Origin of the sequence: Brenneria rubrifaciens, from assembly GCF_005484945.1 — a bacterium.
Lineage (GTDB): Bacteria > Pseudomonadota > Gammaproteobacteria > Enterobacterales > Enterobacteriaceae > Brenneria > Brenneria rubrifaciens.
Genome location: NZ_CP034035.1, coordinates 1,948,027 through 1,972,581, shown reverse-complemented (window position 1 = coordinate 1,972,581; position 24,555 = coordinate 1,948,027). Strand labels below are relative to the sequence as shown.

The window sequence follows — 24,555 nt, the reverse complement described above, 5'->3', positions numbered from 1 at the left end:
TGTTTGCCGGGGATGTTGTTACATGGTATTGCCGAACAGCGCCCGACAACGCTCTTTCAGCGCAATGGTGCGTAATGCGACTTTTTATTGCCGAAAAGCCCAGCCTGGCGCGGGCGATTGCGGATGTACTGCCTAAACCGCATCGGCGCGGGGACGGTTTTATCGCCTGCGGGCAGAGCGATGTCGTCACCTGGTGTGTCGGTCATCTCCTCGAACAGGCACAGCCGGATGTCTATGATGCGCGCTATGCGCGCTGGTCATTAGCCGATTTACCCATCATTCCTCAAAAATGGCTGCTGCAACCTCGTCCATCGGTCAGCAAGCAGCTCAACGTCATCAAAAAATTACTGGCCGACGCCGACGAAATCATTCATGCGGGCGACCCCGATCGCGAAGGACAACTGTTGGTTGATGAAGTGCTGGAATACCTTGCGCTGCCTGAGCAAAAACGCCATCAGGTGCGCCGTTGCCTGATCAACGACTTAAACCCGCAGGCTGTAGAGCGTGCCGTTTCGCGCTTGCGGGAAAACCGGGAATTTATTCCGCTCTGCGTGTCGGCGCTGGCACGATCTCGAGCCGACTGGCTTTATGGCATCAACATGACTCGCGCGTACACACTGCTTGGGCGTCACGCCGGCTATGAGGGGGTGCTGTCGGTCGGTCGGGTTCAGACGCCGGTGCTTGGGTTGGTGGTGCGACGCGATGAAGAAATCGAGAATTTTGTCCCCAAGGATTATTTCGAGGTTAAAGCGCATATTGTTACCCCTGCCGACGAACGATTTGTGGCGATCTGGCAGCCCAGTGAATCCTGCGAACCTTATCAGGATGCAGAAGGGCGGTTGCTCAACCGGGCGCTGGCGGAACATGTTGTTAAGCGTATCGACGGTCAGCCTGCGTTTGTAACGGGCTATAATGACAAACGTGAAGCAGAGACGGCGCCGTTACCCTATTCATTGTCAACGCTGCAAATTGAGGCGGCCAAACGCTTTGGGCTGAGTGCGCAGCAGGTGCTGGATATCTGTCAGAAGCTGTATGAAACGCACAAGCTGATTACCTATCCGCGTTCGGATAGCCGATACTTGCCGGAAGAGCATTTCGCCGGACGTCACGCGGTATTGAATGCCGTTTCGGTGCATCAGCCCGGTTTGTTGCCGCAGCCCGTAATGGATATCGATCGTCGTAACCGCTGCTGGGATGACAGTAAAGTGGATGCGCACCATGCGATTATCCCGACGGCCCGGAGCGCCGGAACGACGCTGTCGGATAACGAACGCAACGTTTACGGTCTGATTGCGCGGCAATACATCATGCAGTTTTGTCCAGATGCGGTTTTTCGCAAATGCGTCATTGAGTTGGACATTGCTGGCGGTAAGTTTGTCGCGAAAGCGCGTTTTCTGGCGGAAGCCGGCTGGCGGACTTTGCTGGGCGGAAAAGAACGCGACGAAGAGAATGAGGGTTCACCGTTGCCCGTGGTGGCAAAAGGCGACGAATTGTTGTGCGAGCGTGGCGAAGTCATCGAGCGGCAGACGCAGCCGCCAAGACCTTTCACGGATGCGACGCTGCTCTCCGCCATGACCGGGATAGCAAGATTTGTGCAGGATAAAGCGTTGAAAAAGATCCTGCGCGCTACCGATGGTCTGGGCACGGAGGCGACGCGCGCCGGGATCATCGAACTGCTGTTTAAACGCACATTCCTGTTCAAAAAAGGACGCTATATTCATGCCAGTGAGACCGGGAGGGCGCTAATCCATTCTCTGCCGGATAGCGCCGCGCTGCCGGATATGACCGCCCACTGGGAAGCGACGTTGACGCAAATCAGTGAAAAGAAGTGTCGTTATCAGGATTTCATGCAGCCGCTGACGCAGTCCTTGCAGGAGATGATTCATCAGGCCAGGCAAAACGGGGCGGTCAGCGCGTTCAAGGGGCTTGCTGCACCGCCAGCCGGTGGTAAAAAACGGCGAAAGCCTCAGTCTAACCGGAAGGAGCGGGATCAATGAGATTGCGAGTTTCTGTGTGTATTTTCAGTGCTGTTTTGACACTGCCGTCAATGGTGCAGGCCAATCGCGGAGGAACGGATATTGTGGTGCCGGTCCCTGCCGACGCGTGGGGAGCAGGATCTGCCGCGCGTGAACGGAACACTAACTGCATGCGCTGCTGCGTTTACGAAAACCGTAACTATTCGGAAGGCGCGATACTGAAAGTAGAAGGCGCGCTTTTGCAATGCGTACGCGACAAACAGACGGTGGGCACTAACGATTTGATTTGGCAATTAATCAAACAGTGACTGTCGTGAGCATCAGAGCAGTTGCGGGAGAGATACCGCAACTGCACAATTGTTACAAAGTGAATTCCGCCCATATCGGCGCGTGATCAGAGGGTTTTTCCATCGCCCGAATAGCATAATCGATACCGGTTTGGGTACAGCGTTCGGCCAGTATCCGGCTTGCCAGTATCAAATCAATGCGTAACCCCCGGTTGGTATCAAAACCTGCGGATCGGTAGTCAAACCACGAGAAACGGTCGTTACATTCGGGATGGGCGGCACGGAAAGTATCGATCAGCCCCCAGGATTGCAAGCGAGCCAGCCACTCACGCTCTTCGGGCAGAAAAGAGCATTTTCCCGTACGCAACCAGCGTTTGCGGTTATCTTCGCCAATGCCAATATCCAAATCGGTTGGGCTGATATTGAGATCGCCCATCACGAGCAGCGGTTGATTGGCGACATGATGCTGTTCGATATAGTGCTGTAAATCCTGATAGAAACGGGTCTTGGCGGGGAATTTGACCGGATGATCGCGGCTTTCTCCCTGTGGGAAATAGCCGTTTACTACGGTCAGCGTGCCGTGTTGGGTTGCAAAGTCCGCCATAATGATACGGCGCTGCGCGTCGGCGTCGTCAGTAGGAAAACCGCGCCGGACGGCAATGGGTTCGGATTTACATAACAGAGCCACGCCGTAGTGTCCTTTCTGTCCGTGATAGAAAACGTGATAGCCGTGTTGTTTAACGTCTTCCAGCGGAAATAGATCGTCATGGACTTTCGTTTCCTGTAAGCCGATAACATCCGGCTGATGCTGCTCGATAACCGCGGCCAACTGATGAGGACGAGCCCGCAGGCCATTGATATTAAAAGAAACAACTTTCATGCTAGCTGCCGTTCAAAGAAAATGTTTCCCGATGGTAGCAGAAATTACGGCCGGAGGTCACGACAGCTCGACCTCCGTGTCATCTGGCAATATGATTCGCGGCTATGACTGCTTGAACCGGACGCATGGAGACCGTATACTCCGCTGCTCGCAGGAGAGAGGGCAGCGGAAAATGATGCTCCGCCGAAGGCGCAAACTCCCATAATCGCTCAGGTCAGCATACTGCGAATTTCATTCACGCCAACTGGAGAGAGGTTGTTGCGACAACCCACCGAAGGGGCAAGCGGCGAACGCCGCGTAAACTCTCAGGTAAAACGGACAGAGGGAGGGGCACATTTCACAGGAAAGCTCGTGTGCTTACTTATATCTACCTGATCGCGATCACGGCTGAAGGCATGTCTGGCGCGTTGGCTGCCGGGCGACGGAATATGGACATATTCGGTGTCGGCATGATTGCGTTTATCACAGCGCTTGGCGGCGGTACGGTTCGTGACATTCTTCTCGGTAATTATCCCATCGGCTGGACTCAACACGTCGGTTATATTTATCTCACCATTGGCGCAGGCCTGTTCACTATCATCATCGCGCGTGTGATGCATCATTTGCATCGTCTGTTTTTAGTACTGGATTCGATGGGGTTGATCGCTTTTACGGTGATTGGCTGCAATGTCGCGCTGGGATTAAATTACGCCACGACGGTGGTGGTCATGGCGGGGATTGTGACCGGCATTTTTGGCGGTATTCTGCGTGATATTTTTTGTAACCGCACGCCGATGGTCTTGAGAAAAGAGCTCTATGCCAGCGTATCATTACTGGTGGCCTTGTTATACCTCGGCCTGAAAGCCCTGAATATAGACCACGATATCAACCTGTTGGTGTCCTTCACCCTGGGTTTATCCGTGCGTCTGGCGGCAATCCGCTGGTCGTGGCAACTTCCGGTTTTCTCTTACATGCCGGGTAGCTGGAAAAGTTAACTGAGTCTGAATAAAGTGCTGTCGGAGAATTTCGTTCCTGGCGGGGCGCATCATCTCAAATGATGCGCCTCTGTATAGCCATGTTCATTAAAACCTGGCGTGTTTGCCGGTTTTTTTACCTGGCGTCAGCCCTTTCACCTTGCGGGCTCGTCGCTTGCGACGTTAAAAGTTTCTTCCGAAAATTTTTATTTCACTCGGTTCTTCCTGGTACAAAAGCGATGTTCGTTTGGTAAATCAAAGAATGATGGTGCGATTTCCGTAAACGAAAACACGCTGCGCCAGCACGCGATAAAGCGCTCGGCTTAGCACATTCTTCTCCACATCACGCCCGGCACGCATCATGTCGTCAGCGGTATAGGTGTGATCTACGTTGATCACATCCTGCATGATGATTGGACCTTCATCCAGATTGTCATTGATATAATGAGCTGTTGCGCCGATGATTTTTACACCCCGCTCATAGGCCTGTTGGTAAGGACGCGCACCGATAAACGCCGGCAGGAACGAATGGTGAATATTGATCACCTGATTAGGATAGTGCTGAACGAAAGCGGGAGTCAGTATGCGCATGTATTTTGCCAGAACAACATAATCCGGTTGATACATATCAATCTGCTCGATCATCAGTTGATCATGCTCTTCACGAGTAAAACCTTCATGGCTGACCAAGCGGAAAGGAATGTCAAAACGTTCGACCAGCGTACGCAGCGTTTCATGGTTGCCAATAACGGCGGCAATCTCGACATCCAGTCCGCCGTAAGCGCTTTTCATCAGTAAATCGCCCAGACAGTGGGCTTCCTTGGTGACCAAAATAACAATGCGGCGGCGACCCACGCTGGTTAGCTCACGGGAGGAGCCTTCTGGAAGCGCGCCATCAAGGTCGGCCAGCAGGGTCGTATCATTAAAAATACCTTCCAGTTCCGTGCGCATGAAGAATCGCCCGGTGCGATGATCAACAAACTCGTTGTTCTGCACAATGTTCAGTTCGTGCTTATAGCAAATATTAGTAATTTTCGCGATAAGCCCTTTGGCGTCAGGGCAAATAGTTCGTAACACTTTTCTTTGTATATTCTGAGATTGCATGAGAGTGTGGATCCTGTCCAAAACTAAAATAGCGATCGTATATAAATGCAGTGCCGAAATTCACTGCGATTAATGAGTGTGGCCTCATTGTCCGCAGCATTTTTTGTATTTTCTGCCGGAACCGCAAGGGCAATGTTCATTTCTGCCCGTTTGCAGATGAATACCGTCTATATAATACCAGCGATCGTGATATCGAAGGAAGCGGGAGCGTTCCCGCATTACCCTGGATTCCCGCGAGTTTGTCGCCGAAGCATAGCGAGCGGCAAATTCGACATAGCCTTCATCTTGTGTCTTGCCGGGTGTGGTGGACAGAATATTAAGTCCAAGCCAGCAGGTGTCCCGGCAACTTTCCGCGATGGATGCGCGCCATTTCTCCGGTTGAAGGTCGGGATGCCAGGTGGCGATCAGATAGTCCACATCGTGTTTGACATAGGCGGTGTAACGCGAGCGCATCAATGTCCGCGGGTCAACGGCGGTAAAATTGTGGTCAAGATACGGTTGGCAGCATGCGCTATACTGCAACCCGCTACAACAAGGGCAATTTTCTGACACAGTCATTCCTGAAAAATATTTAATTAAAACTTAATAAATAATAGTGAGATCCTGGTTCAGGATGCCGATATGTTAATCAATTAGCTTTGGAAGTAGCAATGTGGGCTAGAATGAATAGACACGGAGTTCAACCATGCGGCAGGTAAAAGTTGGTCTGGCACTCGGTTCTGGAGCGGCCAGGGGATGGGCTCATATCGGTGTCATCAAGGCCCTCACCGAAGTGGGCATCAAGGTCGATATTGTCGCGGGCTGCTCTGTCGGGGCGCTGGTAGGGGCCGCGTATGCCACGCGTAATTTGGAGGTGATGGAACGCTGGGTATCGGGGTTCGGCTACTGGGATGTGATTCGATTGATGGATCTCTCCTGGCAACGCGGCGGCCTATTACGTGGCGATCGAGTTTTTAACAATGTAAAGCACTTGTTACGTACGCAGCAGATTGAACAGTGTGCTATTAAGTTCGGTGCGGTGGCGACAAACCTGAGCACAGGACATGAACTCTGGTTAACAGAAGGGGATTTGCACCAGTCAATCCGGGCGTCTTGCAGTGTGCCTGGTTTATTGTCTCCCGTTTGGTTCAATGGTTACTGGCTGGTTGATGGCGCGGTCGTGAACCCCATTCCGGTTTCTTTGGCTCGTGCGATGGGCGCCGATGTTGTCATTGCTGTCGATTTGCAGCAGGACGCCAGTCTTAATCAGCAAAACCTTCTATCGATTAAACCAATGACCGAAGAGATTGTCGCTGGCGTTGAGCCGAGTGACTGGCGTAGTAAAATCCGTGAGCGGTTGTTACGAGGGCGACGCCAGCGTAAAGAGATTTCGCCAACGGCAATGGAAATCATGAGCACATCGATTCAGATTCTGGAAAACAGACTGAAGATGACCCGAATGGCGGGTGATCCGCCGGATGTGCTTTTGCAACCCTATTGCCCGCAGATTGCCACTCTGGATTTTCATCGGGCGCAGGAAGCGATAGATGCAGGGCGTCAGGCGGTAGAGAAGAAACGCGATGAATTGTTACCTCTGGCTAATCAATTTCACTAAAAACCTGTATATACGGCGTCAAACGTTTGAGCGTTGGCGATAAGTAAATTTGAGCAATGAAGAGTCTGAAGCAAGGGGTAACGGATGGAACAACCATTAGCGGGCAAACATATTTTACTTATTGAGGATGAAGCCGTTTTCCGCTCCGTGCTTTCCGGTTATCTGACTGCGCTTGGGGCCTCGGTGTCAGAGGCTGTCCACGGGCTGGAGGCATTAAGTCTTTTGGAACATCACCGGCCTGATTTGATGATCTGCGATCTGGAAATGCCGATGATGGGCGGCATCGAATTTCTGGAACATCTGCGTATGTTGGATAATCCTCCCCCGATATTGGTGATTTCGGCAACCAGCCAGATGGCGGATGTCGCAAAAGTGCTGCGTCTTGGGGTTCAGGATGTGTTGCTTAAACCGATTCGTGATTATGCCCGTTTACGTGAAGCGGTGATGTCTTGCCTGTATCCAGATATGTTTACGTCCCCGGCAAATGAGCTTGAACAGCTAATGCAGGATCTCGACTCACTGAATCGATCTCCCGACGCGGTCGCAAAGCTGTTGGCGCAATTACAACCTCCGGTTCAGCAGATCCTCGCGCATTGTCGTATCAACTACCGTCAATTGACGGTTGCTGAGCAACCGGGACTGGTTTTGGATATTGCTGCACTCTCGGAAGAAGAACTGGCTTTTTACTGTCTGGATGTCACACAGGCTGTAAATAATAATGGAACATTAGCCGCGTTATTACTTCGGACATTGTTCAATGGACTGCTTCAGGAGCACTTGACCAATCAACAGCACCGATTGCCCTATTTACCGACGTTATTAAAACAAGTAAATCAATTGTTACGGCAGGCGAGTCTGGAAGGACGTTTCCCATTACTCGTTGGGTATTATCACCGTGAACTGAAACGGTTGATTCTCATATCCGCCGGTTTAAATGCCACCTTAAATGTCGATAGCAATCAGATTGCCCTGAATAGCGGCGTGCCATTAGGAACGCTTGATGTGACTTACCTCAATCAGTTAAATCACAACTGTGATGCCTGGCAATGCCAGATATGGGGTGGGGGGGGACGTTTACGGCTCATGCTGTCTACAGAATAATCCGATAGGTACGCAGATTACTCTCTCCAGACAATGTTCGCCTTCCGTTATTATATTTTATTTTCTAGTATGTAAGCAGTGATCTTATTTTTTATTGAACGATAGCGTTGGGCAAGCACCACCGCGTTAAACTGGTTATACTCATCCAGTTTTTTAGACCGGACAAATAAAGTTCATTATTTGAACGATATATAAGAGGTTGTTTATGTCGATTGTTAATAAGAAAGTAAAAAAAGCGGTAATCCCGGTAGCAGGATTAGGAACGCGCATGTTGCCGGCGACCAAAGCTATTCCCAAGGAAATGCTGCCATTAGTGGATAAACCGCTAATTCAATATGTGGTTAATGAGTGTATTGACGCCGGAATCAACGAAATCATTCTGGTTACCCATTCTTCTAAAAATTCGATTGAAAACCATTTTGATACCAGCTTTGAACTGGAAGCAATGTTGGAAAAACGTGTTAAACGCCAGCTGCTCGAAGAGGTTCAATCTATTTGTCCTAAACACGTCACTATTATGCAGGTTCGTCAAGGTCTGGCGAAAGGATTGGGACACGCGGTATTGTGCGCGCATCCATTAGTGGGTGATGAACCTGTTGCGGTTATTTTGCCTGATGTGATTATTGATGAATACGAGTCCGATCTGAAGAAAGATAATCTGAGCGAAATGTTGCAGCGTTTTTCACAAACGGGTCACAGCCAGATTATGGTTGAACCTGTTGAAAACGTCAGTAGCTACGGTGTTGTAGATTGCAAAGGTGTAGAATTAAAAGCGGGTGACAGCACGCCGATGGTGGGCGTAGTTGAAAAACCGAAAGCATCAGAAGCACCGTCTAATTTAGCCGTTGTTGGTCGTTATGTTCTTTCAGCGGATATTTGGTCTTTGCTGGAAAAAACGCCGCCAGGCGCAGGCAATGAAATTCAGTTAACCGATGCCATCGCCATGCTAATGGAAAAAGAGACAGTGGAGGCGTATCACCTGAAAGGGTTGAGTCATGACTGCGGCAACAAACTGGGCTATATGCAGGCGTTCGTTGAATACGGTATGCGCCATGGTGGTCTGGGCAGCGAATTTGCGCAGTGGTTGAAAGAAACGATTGAGGCTGAAGAAAAATAAATTCTAATAAAATTGTTGTTCTCTGCCTTATTACAAAAGATGAAGAGCAACAGTTCCCACCTATATCTCTCTCGTTTTTGGCAAAAAATTACCCCTGATAAAAATCAGGGGTATTAATGTTTTTTATTTTAGAACTGGATTAGAGCAGGAAATCGTCTAACGATTTACCTTGTTCTTCGATAGCTTTTTTGATTACCGCAGGAGTACGGCCCTGACCGGTCCAGGTTTTAACTTCGCCGTTTTCATCGGTATATTGATATTTTGCCGGGCGAGCCGCGCGTTTACTTTTACCTGCGACTTTTACAGAACCGAGAGATTGCAATAACTCGTTGGGATCAATGCCGTCGGCAATCAACATGTCGCGATATTGCTGCAATTTACGTGCACGTTCTTCAACTTCTGCCTGAACCTGGCTTTCTTCTTCACGACGTTCATTAACGACGACTTCCAGTTTCTCCAGCATTTCTTCCAAAGTATCCAAGCTGCATTCTCTAGCTTGGGCACGCAGAGTACGGATATTGTTTAAAATCTTTAGTGCTTCGCTCATTGTGATAATCTCAAATTTATATTTTAGGTAACGTGTGGCGTGTAGAGAGATAATAGAGTGCTATTTTCTTTTCTGCAATAGTCAACTTTGTAAGTTTGTTAAAAATTGCCAATTTTAAAACAGATATCACACCCAAAGTGACCTGAATATAAAATACGTTTACTGCGATGAGAAATAGATTTCCCCCGCCATTTTTTCAGCAACTAATGTGTTCGGAACGCTTATTGAACCCTGTATTGCTGTTATAAGGCGTCTTTATATCTTTATCTATCAATAGCTGCGGCAGGGTAAAAGTGAATGTAATAGTGCGTTGCACAATCTAAATGCGGGTTGTTACAATAAAGTTTAACCGTATAAGATACGATATAGCCTGCCTTTTGGAGCGCCTGAGTATGGCTCAGCTTTATTTTTATTATTCAGCAATGAATGCGGGGAAATCTACTGCGCTATTGCAATCTTCATATAACTATCAGGAACGTGGTATGCGGACGCTGGTGTTTACCGCGGAAATAGATAACCGGCATGGCGTTGGGGTAGTGAGCTCCCGTATTGGCCTCTCTTCTCCTGCGTTATTGTTTAATCCGCAGACGTCTTTATTTAGCCTGCTTGCGAAAGAACATCGGGCTCAACCTATTCACTGTGTATTAATTGACGAGTGTCAGTTTTTGACCCGTGAACAAGTGGACGAGCTTTCCGACGTAGTGGATCAATTAGATATCCCAGTATTGTGTTACGGCTTGCGTACGGATTTTCGTGGCGAACTGTTCTCGGGAAGCCACTATTTATTAGCCTGGGCCGATAAATTGATTGAGCTTAAAACGGTTTGTCACTGCGGACGTAAAGCGAACCGTGTATTGCGTTTGGATTCGCAGGGTAACCCGCTGCATGAAGGTGAACAGGTAGTGATTGGCGGCAATGAAAGCTATGTTTCCGTATGCAGAAAACATTATAAAATCGCATTGGGATTGAACGGAATCGTAAGCGAATAAAAGGTGAAAATCTGATTGGGCGCGAGGGTCGTATCAATGCGTTTTATTGCTTGCTGAATAGTTGGGTTGCCACGGGATGTCGAGTGCGCGCAGTTTTGGCTTCTAACGCGTCTATCGGGCTGCTCAGGGGATTGAAGGCAAAAAGGTATGTAGGGCATCAATACTGCGCTGTAAGCCTGACTACTGCGGTTGACAGCATAAAAATGCCCTGCATATAGGCAAGGCATTGAGATAATCGGCTGAAACAGCCTCAAAAGAGGCTGTTTGATGCAGCTTGAATCAACTGGTGACTTTCTTTGGTTGTTGTTTCACGATTTTTTCCGCAGGCACCGCTGGTTGGACCGCTTCTTTTGCCAGATCTTCAGAGAATTTACGGCCATAGTACGTGTCCATCAGAATTTGTTTCAGTTCTGAAATCAGCGGATAACGCGGATTTGCGCCAGTGCACTGATCGTCGAAAGCATCTTCAGACAGTTTATCCACTTTCGCCAGGAAATCCGCTTCCTGCACTCCCGCTTCACGGATGGACGTGGGGATGCCTAACTCTGTCTTCATTCCTTCCAGCCAGTTCAGCAGTTTTTCAATTTTCTGCGCGGTACGATCAGTTGGGGCGGTGAGATTCAGGTGATCAGCGATTTCGGCATAACGGCGACGAGCCTGAGGACGGTCATATTGACTGAACGTCGTTTGCTTGGTCGGGTTATCATTCGCGTTATAGCGGATAACATTGCAGATCAACATCGCATTCGCCAAACCGTGCGGAATGTGGAACTCCGAGCCCAACTTATGCGCTATCGAGTGACAAACACCCAGGAAGGCGTTGGCAAAGGCGATGCCGGCGATGGTCGCAGCGTTGTGAACTCGCTCGCGGGCCACTGGATTTTTTGCGCCATCGCGATAGCTGGCCGGCAAGTTTTCTTTCAGCAACTTCAGCGCCTGCAATGCCTGACCATCAGAATACTCATTCGCCAGCACGGACACATAGGCTTCCAGTGAGTGGGTAACGGCATCCAAACCACCAAACGCGCACAGAGATTTCGGCATATTCATCACCAGATTGGCATCAACGATGGCCATATCCGGCGTCAATGCGTAGTCAGCCAAAGGATATTTCTGTCCGGTGGAATCATCGGTCACAACCGCAAACGGGGTAACTTCGGAACCCGTACCGGAAGTGGTGGTGATGGCGATCATCTTGGCCTTCACGCCCATTTTCGGGAACTTATAGATGCGTTTACGGATATCCATAAAGCGCAGCGCCAGTTCTTCAAAGTGGGTGGCGGGGTGCTCATACATAACCCACATGATTTTCGCCGCATCCATCGGAGAACCGCCACCGAGCGCAATGATAATATCCGGTTTAAAAGAGTTCATTTGCTCTGCGCCTTTGCGCACGATGCTTAGTGTCGGATCGGCTTCGACCTCAAAGAAAACCTCAGTTTCCACACCGTGCTGTTTCAACACGTTGACCACTTGATCGACATAGCCGTTATTGAACAGGAAGCGGTCGGTCACAATGAACGCGCGTTTGGCTCCGTCGGAGGCGACTTCTTCAAGCGCGACGGGCAGGGAGCCGCGACGGAAATAAATGGATTTGGGAAGTTTATGCCATAACATATTTTCTGCTCGCTTCGCTACCGTTTTCTTGTTAATCAAGTGTTTCGGACCGACGTTTTCCGAGATGGAGTTACCTCCCCAGGAACCGCAACCCAGCGTCAGGGACGGGGCGAGTTTGAAATTATACAGGTCGCCGATACCACCATGAGAGGCAGGGGTATTGATCAAAATACGGGCGGTTTTCATCATGTTGCCGAAAATATTGATGCGTTCCTGCTGGTTGTCCTGGTCGGTATACAGGCATGAGGTATGCCCGATCCCGCCCATGGCGACCAGTTTTTCCGCTTTGGTAACCGCATCGTTAAAATCGACAGCGCGATACATGGCAAGCGTAGGCGACAGTTTTTCGTGGGCAAACGGTTCGGATTCATCGACGGCAGTCACTTCGCCAATTAGCACTTTCGTGTTGGCCGGCACGGTGATCCCGGCCATTTCTGCAATTTTCGGCGCTGGCTGGCCCACAATATCTGCATTGAGCGCGCCGTTTTTCAATAGAATCGCTTGAACAGCCTGAAGTTCTTTGCCTCTCAGCATGTATCCGCCGTGAGAAGCGAAACGTTCCCGAACGGCGTCATAGACGCGATCAACCACAATAACGGATTGCTCAGATGCGCAAATGACGCCGTTATCGAACGTTTTCGACATCAGAATTGAGGCAACGGCACGTTTGATGTCGGCCGTCTCATCGATCACTACCGGGGTGTTACCCGCGCCAACGCCGATTGCCGGTTTACCCGAGCTATAGGCGGCTTTCACCATACCAGGACCACCGGTTGCCAGAATCAGGTTGATATCCGGGTGATGCATTAGCTGGTTGGACAGTTCAACCGACGGCTGGTCAATCCAGCCGATAATATCTTTGGGCGCACCGGCGGCGATGGCGGCTTGCAGAACGATATCCGCCGCTTTGTTGGTGGCGTTTTTGGCCCGTGGATGCGGGGAGAAGATGATCCCGTTGCGGGTTTTTAGGCTGATCAGCGCCTTGAAAATAGCTGTAGAAGTTGGATTGGTTGTCGGTACGATTCCGCAAATCAGACCAATCGGTTCCGCGATGGTGATGGTGCCATAGTTGTCATCGGTAGAGAGCACGCCACAGGTTTTTTCGTCCTGATAGGCGTTATAGATGTATTCGGAAGCAAAATGGTTTTTAATTACCTTGTCTTCCACAATTCCCATGCCTGATTCGGCAACAGCCATTTTCGCCAGCGGGATTCGCGCATCGGCAGCGGCGAGTGCGGCTGCGCGGAAAATTTTATCGACTTGCTCTTGTGTATAGTTGGCAAACTCCTGCTGCGCTTTTTTTACTCTCTTCACTAGTGCGTTAAGTTCAGAAACATTGGTTACGGCCATAATGCTCTCCTGGTAATGTTAAACTCTTTCAGTCAATCGGTTGCTACAGTATAGGTAAACGCGCTGATAACGCGCTTTTCCAACCTCACACCACACTGCCTTACCTATTGATGCCGCATGGATTGACTCAAAGAGCTTTGTTGACCTTTCCTAAGGTTAACTATTCGGTTTTTAAAATACTGTAACCGTTGATATGGCACATCTTTAAAACATTATTCCTAAAATTGCTCTAAGTGTAGAAGATTCGCTTGTATGGTTGAACATGAAAAAAGCATACCGATTTGTAGGTGTCATTTTTGTGATCTCGATCTAGATTTTCGCATGCTGACACCTTTCAGCATGGCTAATTGTCGATATTGATTATCAACAACCTCTTCCGACCGTATTCCCTACTCGCACTTTTTCACATAAAAAATTCTTATATCATAAGCTTATTATTTGCTCTGTTATTTATTTGTTAAACGTGATCGCGATCCTTTTATCACCCTATATACGGGATGTATTTTGTTACCTTTGTAACAAAAGGAAATACGCGTTTTTATGATTTTCAATCGCAAGGTCAGATATCGAGCAGATCTTTTTTGTATCAATAACTTAATTATTTATTTTTTTAAAAATTTGTGTTTTTTTAAATGATATTATTTATCAAGTGGTTAATGATTTTTCTTTCCGATGTTATTTAAACATCGTTTTGACCATCATAAAGAAAATTCAGCAACATGAATTTAAAGATATTGGCGTAGATGTTCTCTTTTGATAGCTTCGAGCCAGCATGACCAATTCTTGATTATTTATAAGTTAATTTTATGGGTGCTGACAGGATAGAGAAAAGTGCCTGATGAAACCTCTGTGTCGAAACACACCAGCGGTATTGAGGATCGACAACACCTTATGTTGGCAGTGTAATCGGTACAGAACCGCTAAATAACATTTGCGGTTGAGACACATAAAGAGAATAGGTTGGCCACGATGAAATACAGGAGAGGAGAATGACACTCATGACTACAAGAAAAAGGCTCGCCGTCAGTAGTATAGTAACGCTGCTATGCGTAACGGCAACGGGGCAGACTTGGGCGGCTACTGTCCCTGCCGGTGTGCAACTGGCGGAAAAGCAGGAACTGGTGCGAAACAATGGCGCGGAGGTGGCTTCGTTAGATCCGCATAAAATCGAAGGCGTACCCGAGTCGAATGTGTCACGCGATCTGCTTGAGGGGTTGGTGATTTCGGATGCGAACGGCAAAGTGATCCCCGGCGTGGCGGAAAGTTGGGATAACAAAGATTTCAAAGTGTGGACGTTTCATTTGCGCAAAGAGGCGCGCTGGTCAAACGGTGATCCCGTCACGGCGCAGGATTTCGTTTACAGTTGGCAGCGTCTGGCCGATCCCAAAACCGCATCGCCTTATGCCAGCTATCTGCAATATGGTCATTTGGCTAATATCGATGACATCATCTCCGGCAAGAAAACGCCGGATACGCTAGGGGTAAAAGCCCTGGATGATCATACGCTGGAAGTCACGCTTTCCGAAGCGGTGCCTTATTTCTATAAATTGCCGATTCATCCAGCTTTGTCACCCGTGAATAAAGCGGTGGTCGAAAAGTATGGTGAAAAATGGACGCAGTCGCAAAACTGGGTCGGCAATGGCGCCTATAAGCTGAAAGAATGGATCGTGAATGAAAAATTAGTGCTGGAGCGTAACCCACAATATTGGGATAACACCGATACTGTGATTAATCAGGTCACCTATCTGCCGATTGCGTCCGAAGTGACCGATGTTAACCGCTACCGCAGCGGTGAAATCGATATGACCAACAATTCCCTGCCGATTGAGCTGTTCCAGAAGCTGAAAAGAGAGATCCCGCAGGAAGTGAAGGTCAATCCTTATTTGTGTACTTATTACTACGAAATCAATAATCAGAAAGCGCCATTTGATGATGTTCGGGTCAGAACCGCGCTGCGTTTGGGGTTGAGCCAGGATATTTTAACCAATAAGGTCAAAAATCAGGGCGATATTCCCGCTTATGGCTTTGTTCCTCCCTATATTGACGGGATAACCTCGGTACGACCGGAGTGGTTTAGCTGGCCGCAGGAAAAACGTAATCAGCAGGCGAAAAAACTGCTGGCTGAAGCAGGGTATACCACAGATAAGCCGTTGACCCTCAATCTGTTATATAACACCTCTGATTTGCATAAGAAGATGGCGATTGCGGCGGCGTCAATCTGGAAACAGAACATTGGTGTAAATATCAAGCTGGAGAATCAGGAGTGGAAAACCTTCCTCGATTCTCGCCATCAAGGCTCATATGATCTTGCTCGCGGGGGATGGTGCGCCGACTATAATGAACCGTCTTCCTTCCTGAACACTATGCTGTCAAACAGTAGCAACAACACGTCGCATTTTAAGAACAGCGATTTTGACGCGCTATTCGCCAAGTCCTTGCAGGTGAAAACGAATGAAGAACGTGCAGCGATTTATCAGCGGGCAGAGACGCTGTTGGATAAAGACGCGGTCATCGTTCCGGTTTATTACTATGCCAATATTCGGCTGGTGAAACCCTATGTCGGCGGGTTAACCGGTAGAGATCCGCTGGATAACGTTTACGTTAAAGATCTTTATATTATCAAGCATTAATAAAAATAACCGGCAGAACGTTATTTGTGCTGCCGGTTTAATAGGTATGAGCAATGTTAAAATTTATATTTCGCCGCTGTCTGGAAGCGATTCCGACCCTGTTTATTCTGATTACGCTCTCGTTTTTTATGATGCGCCTGGCGCCAGGCAGTCCTTTTACCGGCGAGCGTAATCTTCCACCGGAAGTGATGGCGAATATTGAGGCCAAATATCATCTGAACGATCCGATTCTGAAGCAATACGGCAATTATTTATTGCAGTTGGTTCAGGGGGATTTTGGTCCTTCTTTCAAATACAAAGATTATTCTGTGAATGATTTGGTGGCGGCGTCATTTCCTGTCTCAGCCAAATTAGGCGCGGCAGCCTTCTTGCTGGCCGTAATATCGGGCGTGACGGCGGGCGTGGCGGCGGCATTGAAACAAAACAGTAAGTGGGACTATACCGTCATGGGGTTTGCCATGACGGGGGTGGTTATCCCCAGCTTTGTCGTTGCCCCCTTACTGGTACTGATCTTTGCGATTACGCTGCGCTGGCTGCCGGGAGGCGGCTGGAATGGTGGCCAGGCCAGGTACATGATTTTGCCGATGGTCGCGCTGTCGCTCTCCTATATAGCGAGTATTGCGCGTATTACCCGAGGCTCGATGATTGAAGTTCTTCACGCCAATTTTATTCGTACCGCGCGTGCCAAAGGCTTGCCTATGCGCCGGATTATTCTACGCCATGCGTTAAAACCGGCTTTGCTGCCGGTGCTTTCTTACATGGGGCCGGCTTTCGTCGGTATCATCACAGGCTCAATGGTCATTGAAACCATTTTTGGCTTACCGGGAATCGGTCAGTTGTTTGTGAATGGCGCACTGAATCGCGATTATTCACTGGTGCTCAGCCTGACCATTCTGGTCGGCGGATTAACCATTTTATTCAATGCGATAATTGACGTGCTATACGCGGTTATCGATCCCAAAATCCGTTACTGAATCGGGGACGTTATGTTTTGGCATCGAAAAGAGATTAAGGCATTGGAAAATTTCAGTGAGCAGATCGAGATTGAAGGGCGCAGTCTCTGGCAGGATGCCCGGCTACGCTTTATTCATAACCGGGCCGCGCTTGCCAGCCTGTTTGTGCTGGGATTAATCACGCTGTTTGTGATTGCGGCGCCGATGTTGTCCCCCTTTAACTATGCGGATACGGACTGGGGCATGATGTCTTCCGCTCCCGATATGACCTCTGGGCACTATTTTGGCACCGACTCTTCCGGTCGCGATCTGCTGGTGCGAGTGGCGATTGGCGGGCGGGTTTCGCTGATGGTGGGCGTCGCGGCGGCGTTGGTGGCCGTGGTGGTCGGCACGCTGTACGGCGCGTTGTCTGGTTACCTGGGCGGGAAAGTCGACTCGGTCATGATGCGTCTGCTGGAAATTCTCAACTCATTTCCATTCATGTTTTTCGTCATCCTGCTGGTGACTTTTTTTGGGCAGAACATGTTTTTGATCTTCGTGGCAATCGGCATGGTGTCCTGGCTGGATATGGCGCGTATTGTGCGTGGTCAGACACTGAGTCTGAAACGTAAAGAATTCATTGAGGCGGCGATGGTCTCCGGCGTATCGACCCGCGGTATCGTGATTCGCCATATTGTGCCGAACGTGCTGGGTGTGGTGGTGGTGTATGCATCACTGTTGGTGCCCAGCATGATCCTGTTTGAATCTTTCCTGAGCTTTTTGGGGTTAGGCACCCAGGAACCGTTGAGCAGTTGGGGCGCATTGTTGAATGATGGTGCTAATTCAATAGAAGTCGCTTCTTGGTTGCTGTTTTATCCCGCGGCGTTTCTGGTGGCGACGCTATTTTGTTTCAATTTTATCGGTGATGGCTTGCGTGATGCCCTCGATCCGAAAGATCGCTAAGGAGTCGTTGTATGAACAGGATTAATTCAGCCTGTGAGAATGGGGCCCTCCTCAGCGTTCAGGATCTACGCGTGACGTTTCATACGCAGGATGGTGAAGTGACGGCGGTAAATGATCTTAATTTCACGCTGAATGCCGGGGAGACGCTCGGTATTGTTGGCGAATCGGGTTCCGGTAAGTCTCAGACCGCCTTTGCGCTGATGGGGCTGTTGGCTAAAAATGGTCATATTTCCGGCTCTGCGCTGTTTCGCGGCAAAGAGATCCTGAATTTGCCGCAGCAACAACTCAATAAACTGCGGGCGGAGGAAATCGCCATGATCTTTCAGGACCCGATGACGTCGCTGAACCCGTATATGCGGGTGGGAGAGCAACTGATGGAAGTCCTGATGCTGCACAAGCAGCTCAGTAAAAGCGAAGCCTTTGAAGAGTCGGTCAGAATGCTGGATGCGGTAAAAATGCCCGAGGCGCGCAAGCGGATGAAAATGTATCCCCATGAGTTTTCTGGCGGGATGCGCCAGCGCGTCATGATTGCAATGGCGCTGCTGTGCCGGCCTAAACTGTTAATCGCCGATGAGCCTACAACGGCGCTGGATGTGACGGTCCAGGCACAAATTATGACGTTGCTCAATGAATTGAAGCGTGAGTTTAATACCGCCATCATTATGATTACGCACGATCTGGGCGTGGTGGCCGGCATCTGTAATAAGGTGCTGGTGATGTATGCGGGGCGCACGATGGAATATGGTTCGGCGCGCCAGATTTTTTATCAACCTAGTCATCCTTATTCCATCGGATTGCTGAACGCAGTTCCTCGTCTGGACGCCGAAGAAGAGACATTGGCGACGATCCCCGGCAATCCGCCCAATTTGCAGCGCTTGCCGAAAGGATGTCCGTTTCAGCCCCGTTGCCCTTATGCCATGGATGTATGCCACAACACGCCGGCGCTGATGCCCTTTGATGACGGTCGCCTGCGCGCCTGCTTCAGAGCGGTCGAGGAGGTGCTATGAACAATTCTTCGGGAAAAACGGCACTGCTGGAAGTCGCCGATCTGAAAGTACATTTCAACATCAGAGATGAAAAACAATGGTTTTGGCAACCGGCTAAAACATTGAAAGCGGTGGATGGCGTCACGTTCCGGTTGCAAGAAGGGGAAACGCTCGGCGTGGTGGGCGAGTCCGGCTGCGGCAAATCCACCCTGGCTCGGGCGATTATCGGACTGGTTGAAGCCACTGGGGGGAAGGTGACCTGGCTGGGGAAAGATTTGCTGGGTATGGATCACCGGGAATGGCATAAGGCGCGTAGCGATATCCAGATGATTTTTCAGGACCCGTTGGCTTCGCTGAATCCGCGAATGACCATCGGTGAAATTATTGCCGAGCCGTTGAAAACTTATCACCCGGAATTGACGCGTCAGGCAGTAAAAGATCGCGTTAAAGAAATGATGCTTAAAGTCGGGTTACTGCCTAACCTGATTAACCGCTATCCCCATGAGTTTTCGGGCGGGCAGTGTCAGCGTATTGGTATTGCACGCGCGCTGATTCTGGAACCGAAACTGGTTATCTGTGACGAGCCGGTTTCAGCATTGGATGTGTCTATTCAGGCACAGGTAGTGAACTTGTTGAAGCAGTTACAGCGCGAGATGCGGCTGTCGCTGATTTTTATCGCACATGATTTGTCGGTGGTGAAGCACATATCCGATCGGGTGCTGGTGATGTATCTGGGGCATGCGGTGGAGTTGGGAACCTATCGCCAGGTTTACCATAATCCTCAACATCCCTATACGCGGGCGCTGATGTCGGCCGTGCCGATCCCTGACCCTGATAAAGAAGCAAACAAACAGATACAGTTGCTGGAAGGGGAACTGCCTTCCCCGATCAATCCGCCGTCGGGGTGTGTATTCTGCACGCGTTGCCCCATCGCCGGACCGGAATGTTCAAAAACCAGACCCGTTCTGGAGGGCAGCTTTTCTCACGCTGTATCCTGCTTGAAGGTTGATCCACAGGCGTTGCTGTCGGTAGAAGCAGAGAACTGAATGTTGAACGTCCCTTGCGAGGGACGTCTTTTTTTGGCGTGACGAGGTAATGACTTATTCTTTCCACAGGATATGGCAGAGTTTGTGGTTTTTTTCCCGGCAAATCAGTACGCGGGCGAAAATATCGGTGATGTCTGCGCCTTCCTGTTCGGCGAGTCCAATCACCACTTCAGCGAAAAAGTCAGGGTTCAGATCGAAATCAACGTGTTCGGCCCAGTCTTCAGCCGGATCGAATAGCTCGGCGCCGCCTCGCTCCTCGAATTGCAGGTTAAAAAGCAGAATATCTGCCGGATCGAGGTTATCTGCGGCCAGTTCCAGAAAAATGTCATAAGCCTGTTCCAACGCTTCGTCTTCGGTAAGACGATTATTCAAGTCCATAAAAGCTATTCCAGTTGATACGTAATCGCGTCATTAGAACACGGCAAAAGCCGTATTTATAGCAGGGGGCTGAAAAAGTAAAACAGCCGCTCGACAATTCGCTGCCAGTAAGGGCGGGTTTGCCATTGGGACTCGTTCAGTAAGGTGGAACGAGCGATATAGTCTTCCTGTACATGGGCCAGGTCGCCGCCAAAACCGGCATCATCAATGACCAGCGTAATTTCAAAGTTCAGCCACAGGCTACGCATGTCGAGATTCACGGTGCCGATCAGACTTAACTGACCATCGACCAGTACACTCTTGGTGTGCAACAGCCCGTCTTTGAACTGGTAAATTTTCACACCAGCGTCCAGCAGTTCGGTAAAGAAAGCGCGACAGGCCCAGCCTACCAGCACCGAGTCATTTTTGTAGGGCACAATGATACTGACATCCACACCGCGCTGCGCGGCGGTACAGATGGCGTGCAGCAGGTCGTCGCTGGGCACGAAGTAGGGGGTGGTCATGATCAGTTGATTGCGTGCGGAATAGACTGAGGTTAACAGCGCCTGATGAATCATCTCCTCCGGGTATCCCGGCCCGGAAGCAATCACTTGAATGGTGTGACCGCTCTCCTGTTCAAACGGCATCATGTTGACGTCAGGGGGCGGAGGCAAAAGACGTTTGCCCGTCTCCATTTCCCAGTCACAGCAGTAGATAATACCCAGCGTCGTCGCCACTGGACCTTCTATCCGCGCCATCAGATCAACCCATTGGCCGACACCGGCGTCCTGCTTAAAAAAGCGCGGATCGACCATATTCATGCTGCCGGTGTAGGCGATACGGTTATCGATCAGGATAATTTTACGATGCTGGCGCAAATCCATACGCCGCAGGAAGGCGCGGAATAAGTTGACCTTCAATGCCTCCACCACTTTGATCCCGGCGGTACGCATCAGTTCAGGGTGTCGATTGCGGAAGAAGTAAACACTGCCTGCCGAGTCGAGTAAGATGCGACAATTCACGCCGCGACGAGCGGCTGCAATCAGCGCGCTGGTGATGGGGTCGACCAATCCGCCGGGTTGCCAGATATAAAACACCATCTCAATGTTGTTGCGGGCCAGATTGATATCACGTAGCAGCGCCTTGATGGTGTCATCAAAGGTAGTGAGCAGTTGCAACTGGTTGCCTTTGACGCCGCCAACACCCTGACGCCGTTCACACAGTTGAAATAATGCACTGGCGACTTCGCTGTTTTCCGTGGCGAAAATTCGCCGATACTCCTTCAACTCGCGCAACCATTTTGCCGTGGAGGGCCACATTCTGCTGGCGCGTTCTGCCCGGCGCTTACCCAAATGCAATTCACCAAAGGAGAGATAAGCAACAATACCGACAAGTGGCAGGATATAAATGACCAGCAACCAGGCCATGGCTGACGGCACCGTCCGGCGTTTCATCAGAATACGCAGCGTGACACCCGCGATCAGCAACCAGTAACTGAAAACAAGCAACCAACTTATTACGGTATAAAATGTTGTCATAATGGCGTAACAGGTTCCTTACATAAATTATTGATAAAGTGTACGCATAGTTTTATGAAAGGGGAAACGCCTTTACTCTGAATAAAATAGCGCGTTTTTCGGTTTGCCTATTCGGAAAAATTTGAATGTTGTTTGGCGCGTGATAGGAAAGAACTATACTGTTTAGCGTCAGTTGCCGGAAGAAGGGTGACACGCATGAAACGTAGTCGGAATGAAGTGAGCCGTTGGCGGATGTTGCGCCAGTCCCAGCGTCGGAGAATCCGCTGGCTGGAGGCGCAATCGAGAACTTATCGCCATGTTCATTACGCCCGCTATTTGCAACAAAAGCATCAGCGGCGGGCATTGTTATATGCACTGACTTATGGATGGTGATTGCCTGGAAAATGCGAGTTGCAGAAAGCCAACGCTTCTGCAACTCTTCTTCGCGATATCAGGATAACGCGGGCAGTAATGTGCTATCGGTTTCTTGGGATGGTGTTTGTTCGTCGCAGGGCAACTGAAACAGAGAAACGCTCGCACTGAGTTGCTCGGTTTGCGCCAGCAGGGATGAGAATGTCGATGCCGAGGTTTCAACCTGATCCGCATTCCGTCGAACGCTGTCATTTAGCGTGCTGATGCGGTTGGTAACCTCATGAATACTCTGGCTTTGCTGGTGCGATATTTCCGATATTTCGTTTAAAAACGTACTGGTGCCTTTCGCGGCATGAATAATTTCCTGTAGGCTGTCATTCAGTTTTTTTACCAACAGGGTGCCGGATTCAACGCTGCGGTCTGAATCCCGGATGAGCGCATTAATATTTTGCGCCGAATGACTGCTTTGTGACGCCAGCGTGCCCACTTCGCGGGCGACCACGGAAAAACCGCGTCCCATCTCGCCAGCGTGAGCGGCTTCAATCGCCGCGTTCAAGGACAGAATATGTGTCTGAAAGGCGACATTTTCAATCATGCCGATCGCTTCCGTCATTTCCCGTGTTCTGCCTGTGATGTCCGACATGGCCGCTTTGACTTCATCCATCATGGTTTCACCCTGAAGCGCGATATCGCTGGCATCGTTGGCATGCAAGCTGGCCTGATGAGTATGATCGGCGTTTTGTTCGAGGTGCTGGCTCAACTGAATAATATGCTCTGTCGTGGCTTTCAACTCCTGGGACTGCTTGATGACCTGTTCGGATAGCGCCTGATTGTCCAGGGCGACCTTATCAACCTGGCTCAGCATAGTGTCCACGCTCTGGCGGACGCGGTTAATCAGCTCAACCAGTCCATCTTGCATTTGGATAACGCTGCCATGTAATTGGTTTATCTCCCGCGTGCCGGATTTATCCAGAGGGATGGATTGCGACAGATCGCCTGCCGCGATGTGTTGAAGATGTTGAATAATACGTGTCAGCGGACGAATGATAATACGGTTCACACCTAACCAGACGGTGATGGCGACCCCCAGCAAGACGCTCAGCACAACAATGAATATCAACTGTGCGCGATCAAGGGACGCCAGAAATTGTTGTCCGTGCTGTTTCTGTGATGCGTCGTTGCTTTGCAAATAGCTTGAGTATTTTTGGGTGAAATCGTTTTGATACGCCTGAATGGGAATGGCAAAGAAAATATCGATACTGTTGGTGGTTTTTATGCCCTGGGCCAATTCAACCAGCCCGTTATATAGCAGGTTATAGCTATTTTTCAGTTCATTCAGCGTCTGTGCATCAGCAAGGTCAGTCGAGGACTTTTCCAGTAATTGATAATTTGCCTGCGCCTGCGTCAATGACTCCTCGGCTTCATCCATCAGACTATGCCAACTGCCTTCTGAACCCGTTTCTTTATCTACCAGCAGGTAAATGCCGGCGCGGTTCAATTTGTCACTGGCATTCATCACGGCCATTCGGGTTTTATCCATCAGCGCCTGTTGTTGGCGCAGGTTTTCATTGGCGGAAATATCTGATTTAACCTGCGTCATGGTTCGGGAAAGAATGCTTACCGAAACCAGTTGCAATAAAGAAAATAGCCCGATGACGAGCAGTAAACCGGAAAGGATACCCAACCGACGGCGACGGTTTTTCCTCAGGATGCCAATATGTGAAGTAATGGACGTTAACATGTAGTTTGGCTCTCTACTAAAAAATAGCTTTCAAACTATCATGGCCAAATGACTAAAATATTTCAGCTTTTAGCAAGAGAAGGGGGAGGGGCAAGCTTACGTAATTTGATGGCGGCACTCCCTCCTCCGCCAGCAATGAAAGGTATCATGGCTATCGCGGGGCAAGCAGGTGATAGCCATGTTCCAGCCGGAAATCAAAATACTTTTTTAAAGGGTTTGACCAGTACGTGGCGGTAAACCCCCGCCGCAATGTAGGGGTCGGCTTCGGCCCATGATTTCGCATCGTCCAGAGAATCGAATTCCGCAATGACCACGGAACCGGTAAAGCCAGCCTCTCCGGGGTTTTCACTGTCTACTGCCGGTGTCGGACCCGCGGTCAGCAACCGCCCCTGATCGTGTAATTGCTTAAGACGGGCGAGATGATCGGGCCTTGACGCCAGACGTTTCTCCAGCGAATCGATGTTATCTTCAGCATAAACAACATAGAGCATAAAAA

The 24,555-nt window shown here is 49.7% G+C and carries 22 protein-coding genes and 1 riboswitch; of the genes, 13 read left to right on the top strand and 9 right to left on the bottom strand.

Annotation, left to right across the window (positions count from 1 at the left end):
* The first annotated feature begins 74 nt into the window (after positions 1-74).
* Together EH207_RS09150 and EH207_RS09145 are read left to right on the top strand one after the other, a co-directional pair.
* A complete protein-coding gene (locus EH207_RS09150) occupies positions 75-1,997 on the top strand; it encodes a DNA topoisomerase III (protein ID WP_137713721.1) in 1,923 nt (640 codons plus the stop codon).
* Positions 1,994-2,284 carry a DUF1496 domain-containing protein gene (locus EH207_RS09145; RefSeq protein ID WP_137713720.1) on the top strand — a complete coding sequence of 97 codons (291 nt, stop codon included), beginning with the start codon at positions 1,994-1,996 and terminating at the stop codon, positions 2,282-2,284. Before EH207_RS09150 ends, EH207_RS09145 begins: the two co-directional genes overlap by 4 nt.
* A gap of 52 nt (positions 2,285-2,336) precedes the next feature.
* Here the strand turns inward: EH207_RS09145 and xthA are convergent, their stop codons facing one another.
* Positions 2,337-3,143 carry an exodeoxyribonuclease III gene (gene xthA, locus EH207_RS09140; protein WP_137713719.1) on the bottom strand — a complete coding sequence of 269 codons (807 nt, stop codon included), beginning with the start codon at positions 3,141-3,143 and terminating at the stop codon, positions 2,337-2,339.
* 234 nt (positions 3,144-3,377) lie between these two features.
* A riboswitch (glycine riboswitch) is annotated at positions 3,378-3,475 on the top strand.
* A gap of 21 nt (positions 3,476-3,496) precedes the next feature.
* Between xthA and EH207_RS09135 the strand changes: the two genes are divergently transcribed.
* Complete coding sequence (locus tag EH207_RS09135; protein ID WP_137713718.1) at positions 3,497-4,117, top strand: trimeric intracellular cation channel family protein; 621 nt, start codon at positions 3,497-3,499, stop codon at positions 4,115-4,117.
* 234 nt (positions 4,118-4,351) lie between these two features.
* Here the strand turns inward: EH207_RS09135 and purU are convergent, their stop codons facing one another.
* Complete coding sequence (gene purU / locus EH207_RS09130; protein ID WP_137713717.1) at positions 4,352-5,200, bottom strand: formyltetrahydrofolate deformylase; 849 nt, start codon at positions 5,198-5,200, stop codon at positions 4,352-4,354.
* A gap of 84 nt (positions 5,201-5,284) precedes the next feature.
* Entirely contained in the window at positions 5,285-5,752 is a 468-nt protein-coding gene (locus tag EH207_RS09125; protein ID WP_137713716.1) for a YchJ family protein, read from the bottom strand.
* Between the two features lie 133 nt (positions 5,753-5,885).
* Here EH207_RS09125 and rssA point away from each other — a divergent pair, with 133 nt between their 5' ends.
* The 3 genes from rssA (at position 5,886) to galU (ending at position 9,012) form a co-directional block, all read left to right on the top strand.
* Positions 5,886-6,794, top strand: coding sequence for a patatin-like phospholipase RssA (gene rssA / locus EH207_RS09120; protein ID WP_137713715.1), 909 nt, complete (start codon positions 5,886-5,888; stop codon positions 6,792-6,794).
* A gap of 84 nt (positions 6,795-6,878) precedes the next feature.
* Positions 6,879-7,895, top strand: coding sequence for a two-component system response regulator RssB (gene rssB, locus EH207_RS09115; RefSeq protein ID WP_137713714.1), 1,017 nt, complete (start codon positions 6,879-6,881; stop codon positions 7,893-7,895).
* A gap of 205 nt (positions 7,896-8,100) precedes the next feature.
* On the top strand, positions 8,101-9,012 hold the full coding sequence (galU, locus tag EH207_RS09110) for a UTP--glucose-1-phosphate uridylyltransferase GalU (RefSeq protein ID WP_137713713.1): 912 nt from the start codon (positions 8,101-8,103) through the stop codon (positions 9,010-9,012).
* Positions 9,013-9,151: 139 nt separating this feature from the next.
* Here galU and hns read toward each other — a convergent pair whose 3' ends face one another.
* Positions 9,152-9,559: a histone-like nucleoid-structuring protein H-NS gene (hns, locus tag EH207_RS09105; protein ID WP_009112886.1), complete on the bottom strand. Its 408-nt coding sequence runs from the start codon at positions 9,557-9,559 to the stop codon at positions 9,152-9,154.
* Between the two features lie 392 nt (positions 9,560-9,951).
* Between hns and EH207_RS09100 the strand changes: the two genes are divergently transcribed.
* Complete coding sequence (locus tag EH207_RS09100; protein WP_137713712.1) at positions 9,952-10,548, top strand: thymidine kinase; 597 nt, start codon at positions 9,952-9,954, stop codon at positions 10,546-10,548.
* Between the two features lie 279 nt (positions 10,549-10,827).
* Here the strand turns inward: EH207_RS09100 and adhE are convergent, their stop codons facing one another.
* Positions 10,828-13,515, bottom strand: a complete 2,688-nt coding sequence (adhE, locus tag EH207_RS09095) for a bifunctional acetaldehyde-CoA/alcohol dehydrogenase (protein ID WP_137713711.1) — start codon at positions 13,513-13,515, stop codon at positions 10,828-10,830.
* Between the two features lie 989 nt (positions 13,516-14,504).
* On the opposite strand from adhE, the gene oppA reads away from it, so the two are divergent.
* Genes oppA through oppF form a run of 5 tightly spaced genes read left to right on the top strand, consistent with a single transcriptional unit; the run spans position 14,505 to position 20,072 of the window.
* Positions 14,505-16,145 (top strand): oligopeptide ABC transporter substrate-binding protein OppA, encoded by a 1,641-nt coding sequence (gene oppA / locus EH207_RS09090; protein ID WP_175413663.1) that lies wholly within the window; start codon positions 14,505-14,507, stop codon positions 16,143-16,145.
* Positions 16,146-16,198: 53 nt separating this feature from the next.
* Complete coding sequence (oppB, locus tag EH207_RS09085; RefSeq protein WP_137713709.1) at positions 16,199-17,119, top strand: oligopeptide ABC transporter permease OppB; 921 nt, start codon at positions 16,199-16,201, stop codon at positions 17,117-17,119.
* 12 nt (positions 17,120-17,131) lie between these two features.
* A complete protein-coding gene (gene oppC / locus EH207_RS09080) occupies positions 17,132-18,040 on the top strand; it encodes an oligopeptide ABC transporter permease OppC (protein ID WP_137713708.1) in 909 nt (302 codons plus the stop codon).
* Positions 18,041-18,051: 11 nt separating this feature from the next.
* A complete protein-coding gene (oppD, locus tag EH207_RS09075; protein ID WP_137713707.1) occupies positions 18,052-19,047 on the top strand; it encodes an ABC transporter ATP-binding protein in 996 nt (331 codons plus the stop codon).
* Entirely contained in the window at positions 19,044-20,072 is a 1,029-nt protein-coding gene (oppF, locus tag EH207_RS09070) for a murein tripeptide/oligopeptide ABC transporter ATP binding protein OppF (protein ID WP_137713706.1), read from the top strand. Before oppD ends, oppF begins: the two co-directional genes overlap by 4 nt.
* Before the next feature lie 54 nt (positions 20,073-20,126).
* Here the strand turns inward: oppF and EH207_RS09065 are convergent, their stop codons facing one another.
* Positions 20,127-20,450 carry an HI1450 family dsDNA-mimic protein gene (locus EH207_RS09065; protein WP_137713705.1) on the bottom strand — a complete coding sequence of 108 codons (324 nt, stop codon included), beginning with the start codon at positions 20,448-20,450 and terminating at the stop codon, positions 20,127-20,129.
* A gap of 56 nt (positions 20,451-20,506) precedes the next feature.
* On the bottom strand, positions 20,507-21,967 hold the full coding sequence (cls, locus tag EH207_RS09060) for a cardiolipin synthase (RefSeq protein WP_137713704.1): 1,461 nt from the start codon (positions 21,965-21,967) through the stop codon (positions 20,507-20,509).
* A 195-nt stretch (positions 21,968-22,162) separates the two neighbouring features.
* On the opposite strand from cls, the gene EH207_RS09055 reads away from it, so the two are divergent.
* Positions 22,163-22,339, top strand: a complete 177-nt coding sequence (locus tag EH207_RS09055; protein ID WP_137713703.1) for a YciY family protein — start codon at positions 22,163-22,165, stop codon at positions 22,337-22,339.
* A gap of 58 nt (positions 22,340-22,397) precedes the next feature.
* Here EH207_RS09055 and EH207_RS09050 read toward each other — a convergent pair whose 3' ends face one another.
* Positions 22,398-24,059, bottom strand: coding sequence for a methyl-accepting chemotaxis protein (locus EH207_RS09050; RefSeq protein ID WP_137713702.1), 1,662 nt, complete (start codon positions 24,057-24,059; stop codon positions 22,398-22,400).
* Positions 24,060-24,253: 194 nt separating this feature from the next.
* Positions 24,254-24,550: a YciI family protein gene (locus tag EH207_RS09045; RefSeq protein WP_137713701.1), complete on the bottom strand. Its 297-nt coding sequence runs from the start codon at positions 24,548-24,550 to the stop codon at positions 24,254-24,256.
* Positions 24,551-24,555: the final 5 nt, after the last annotated feature.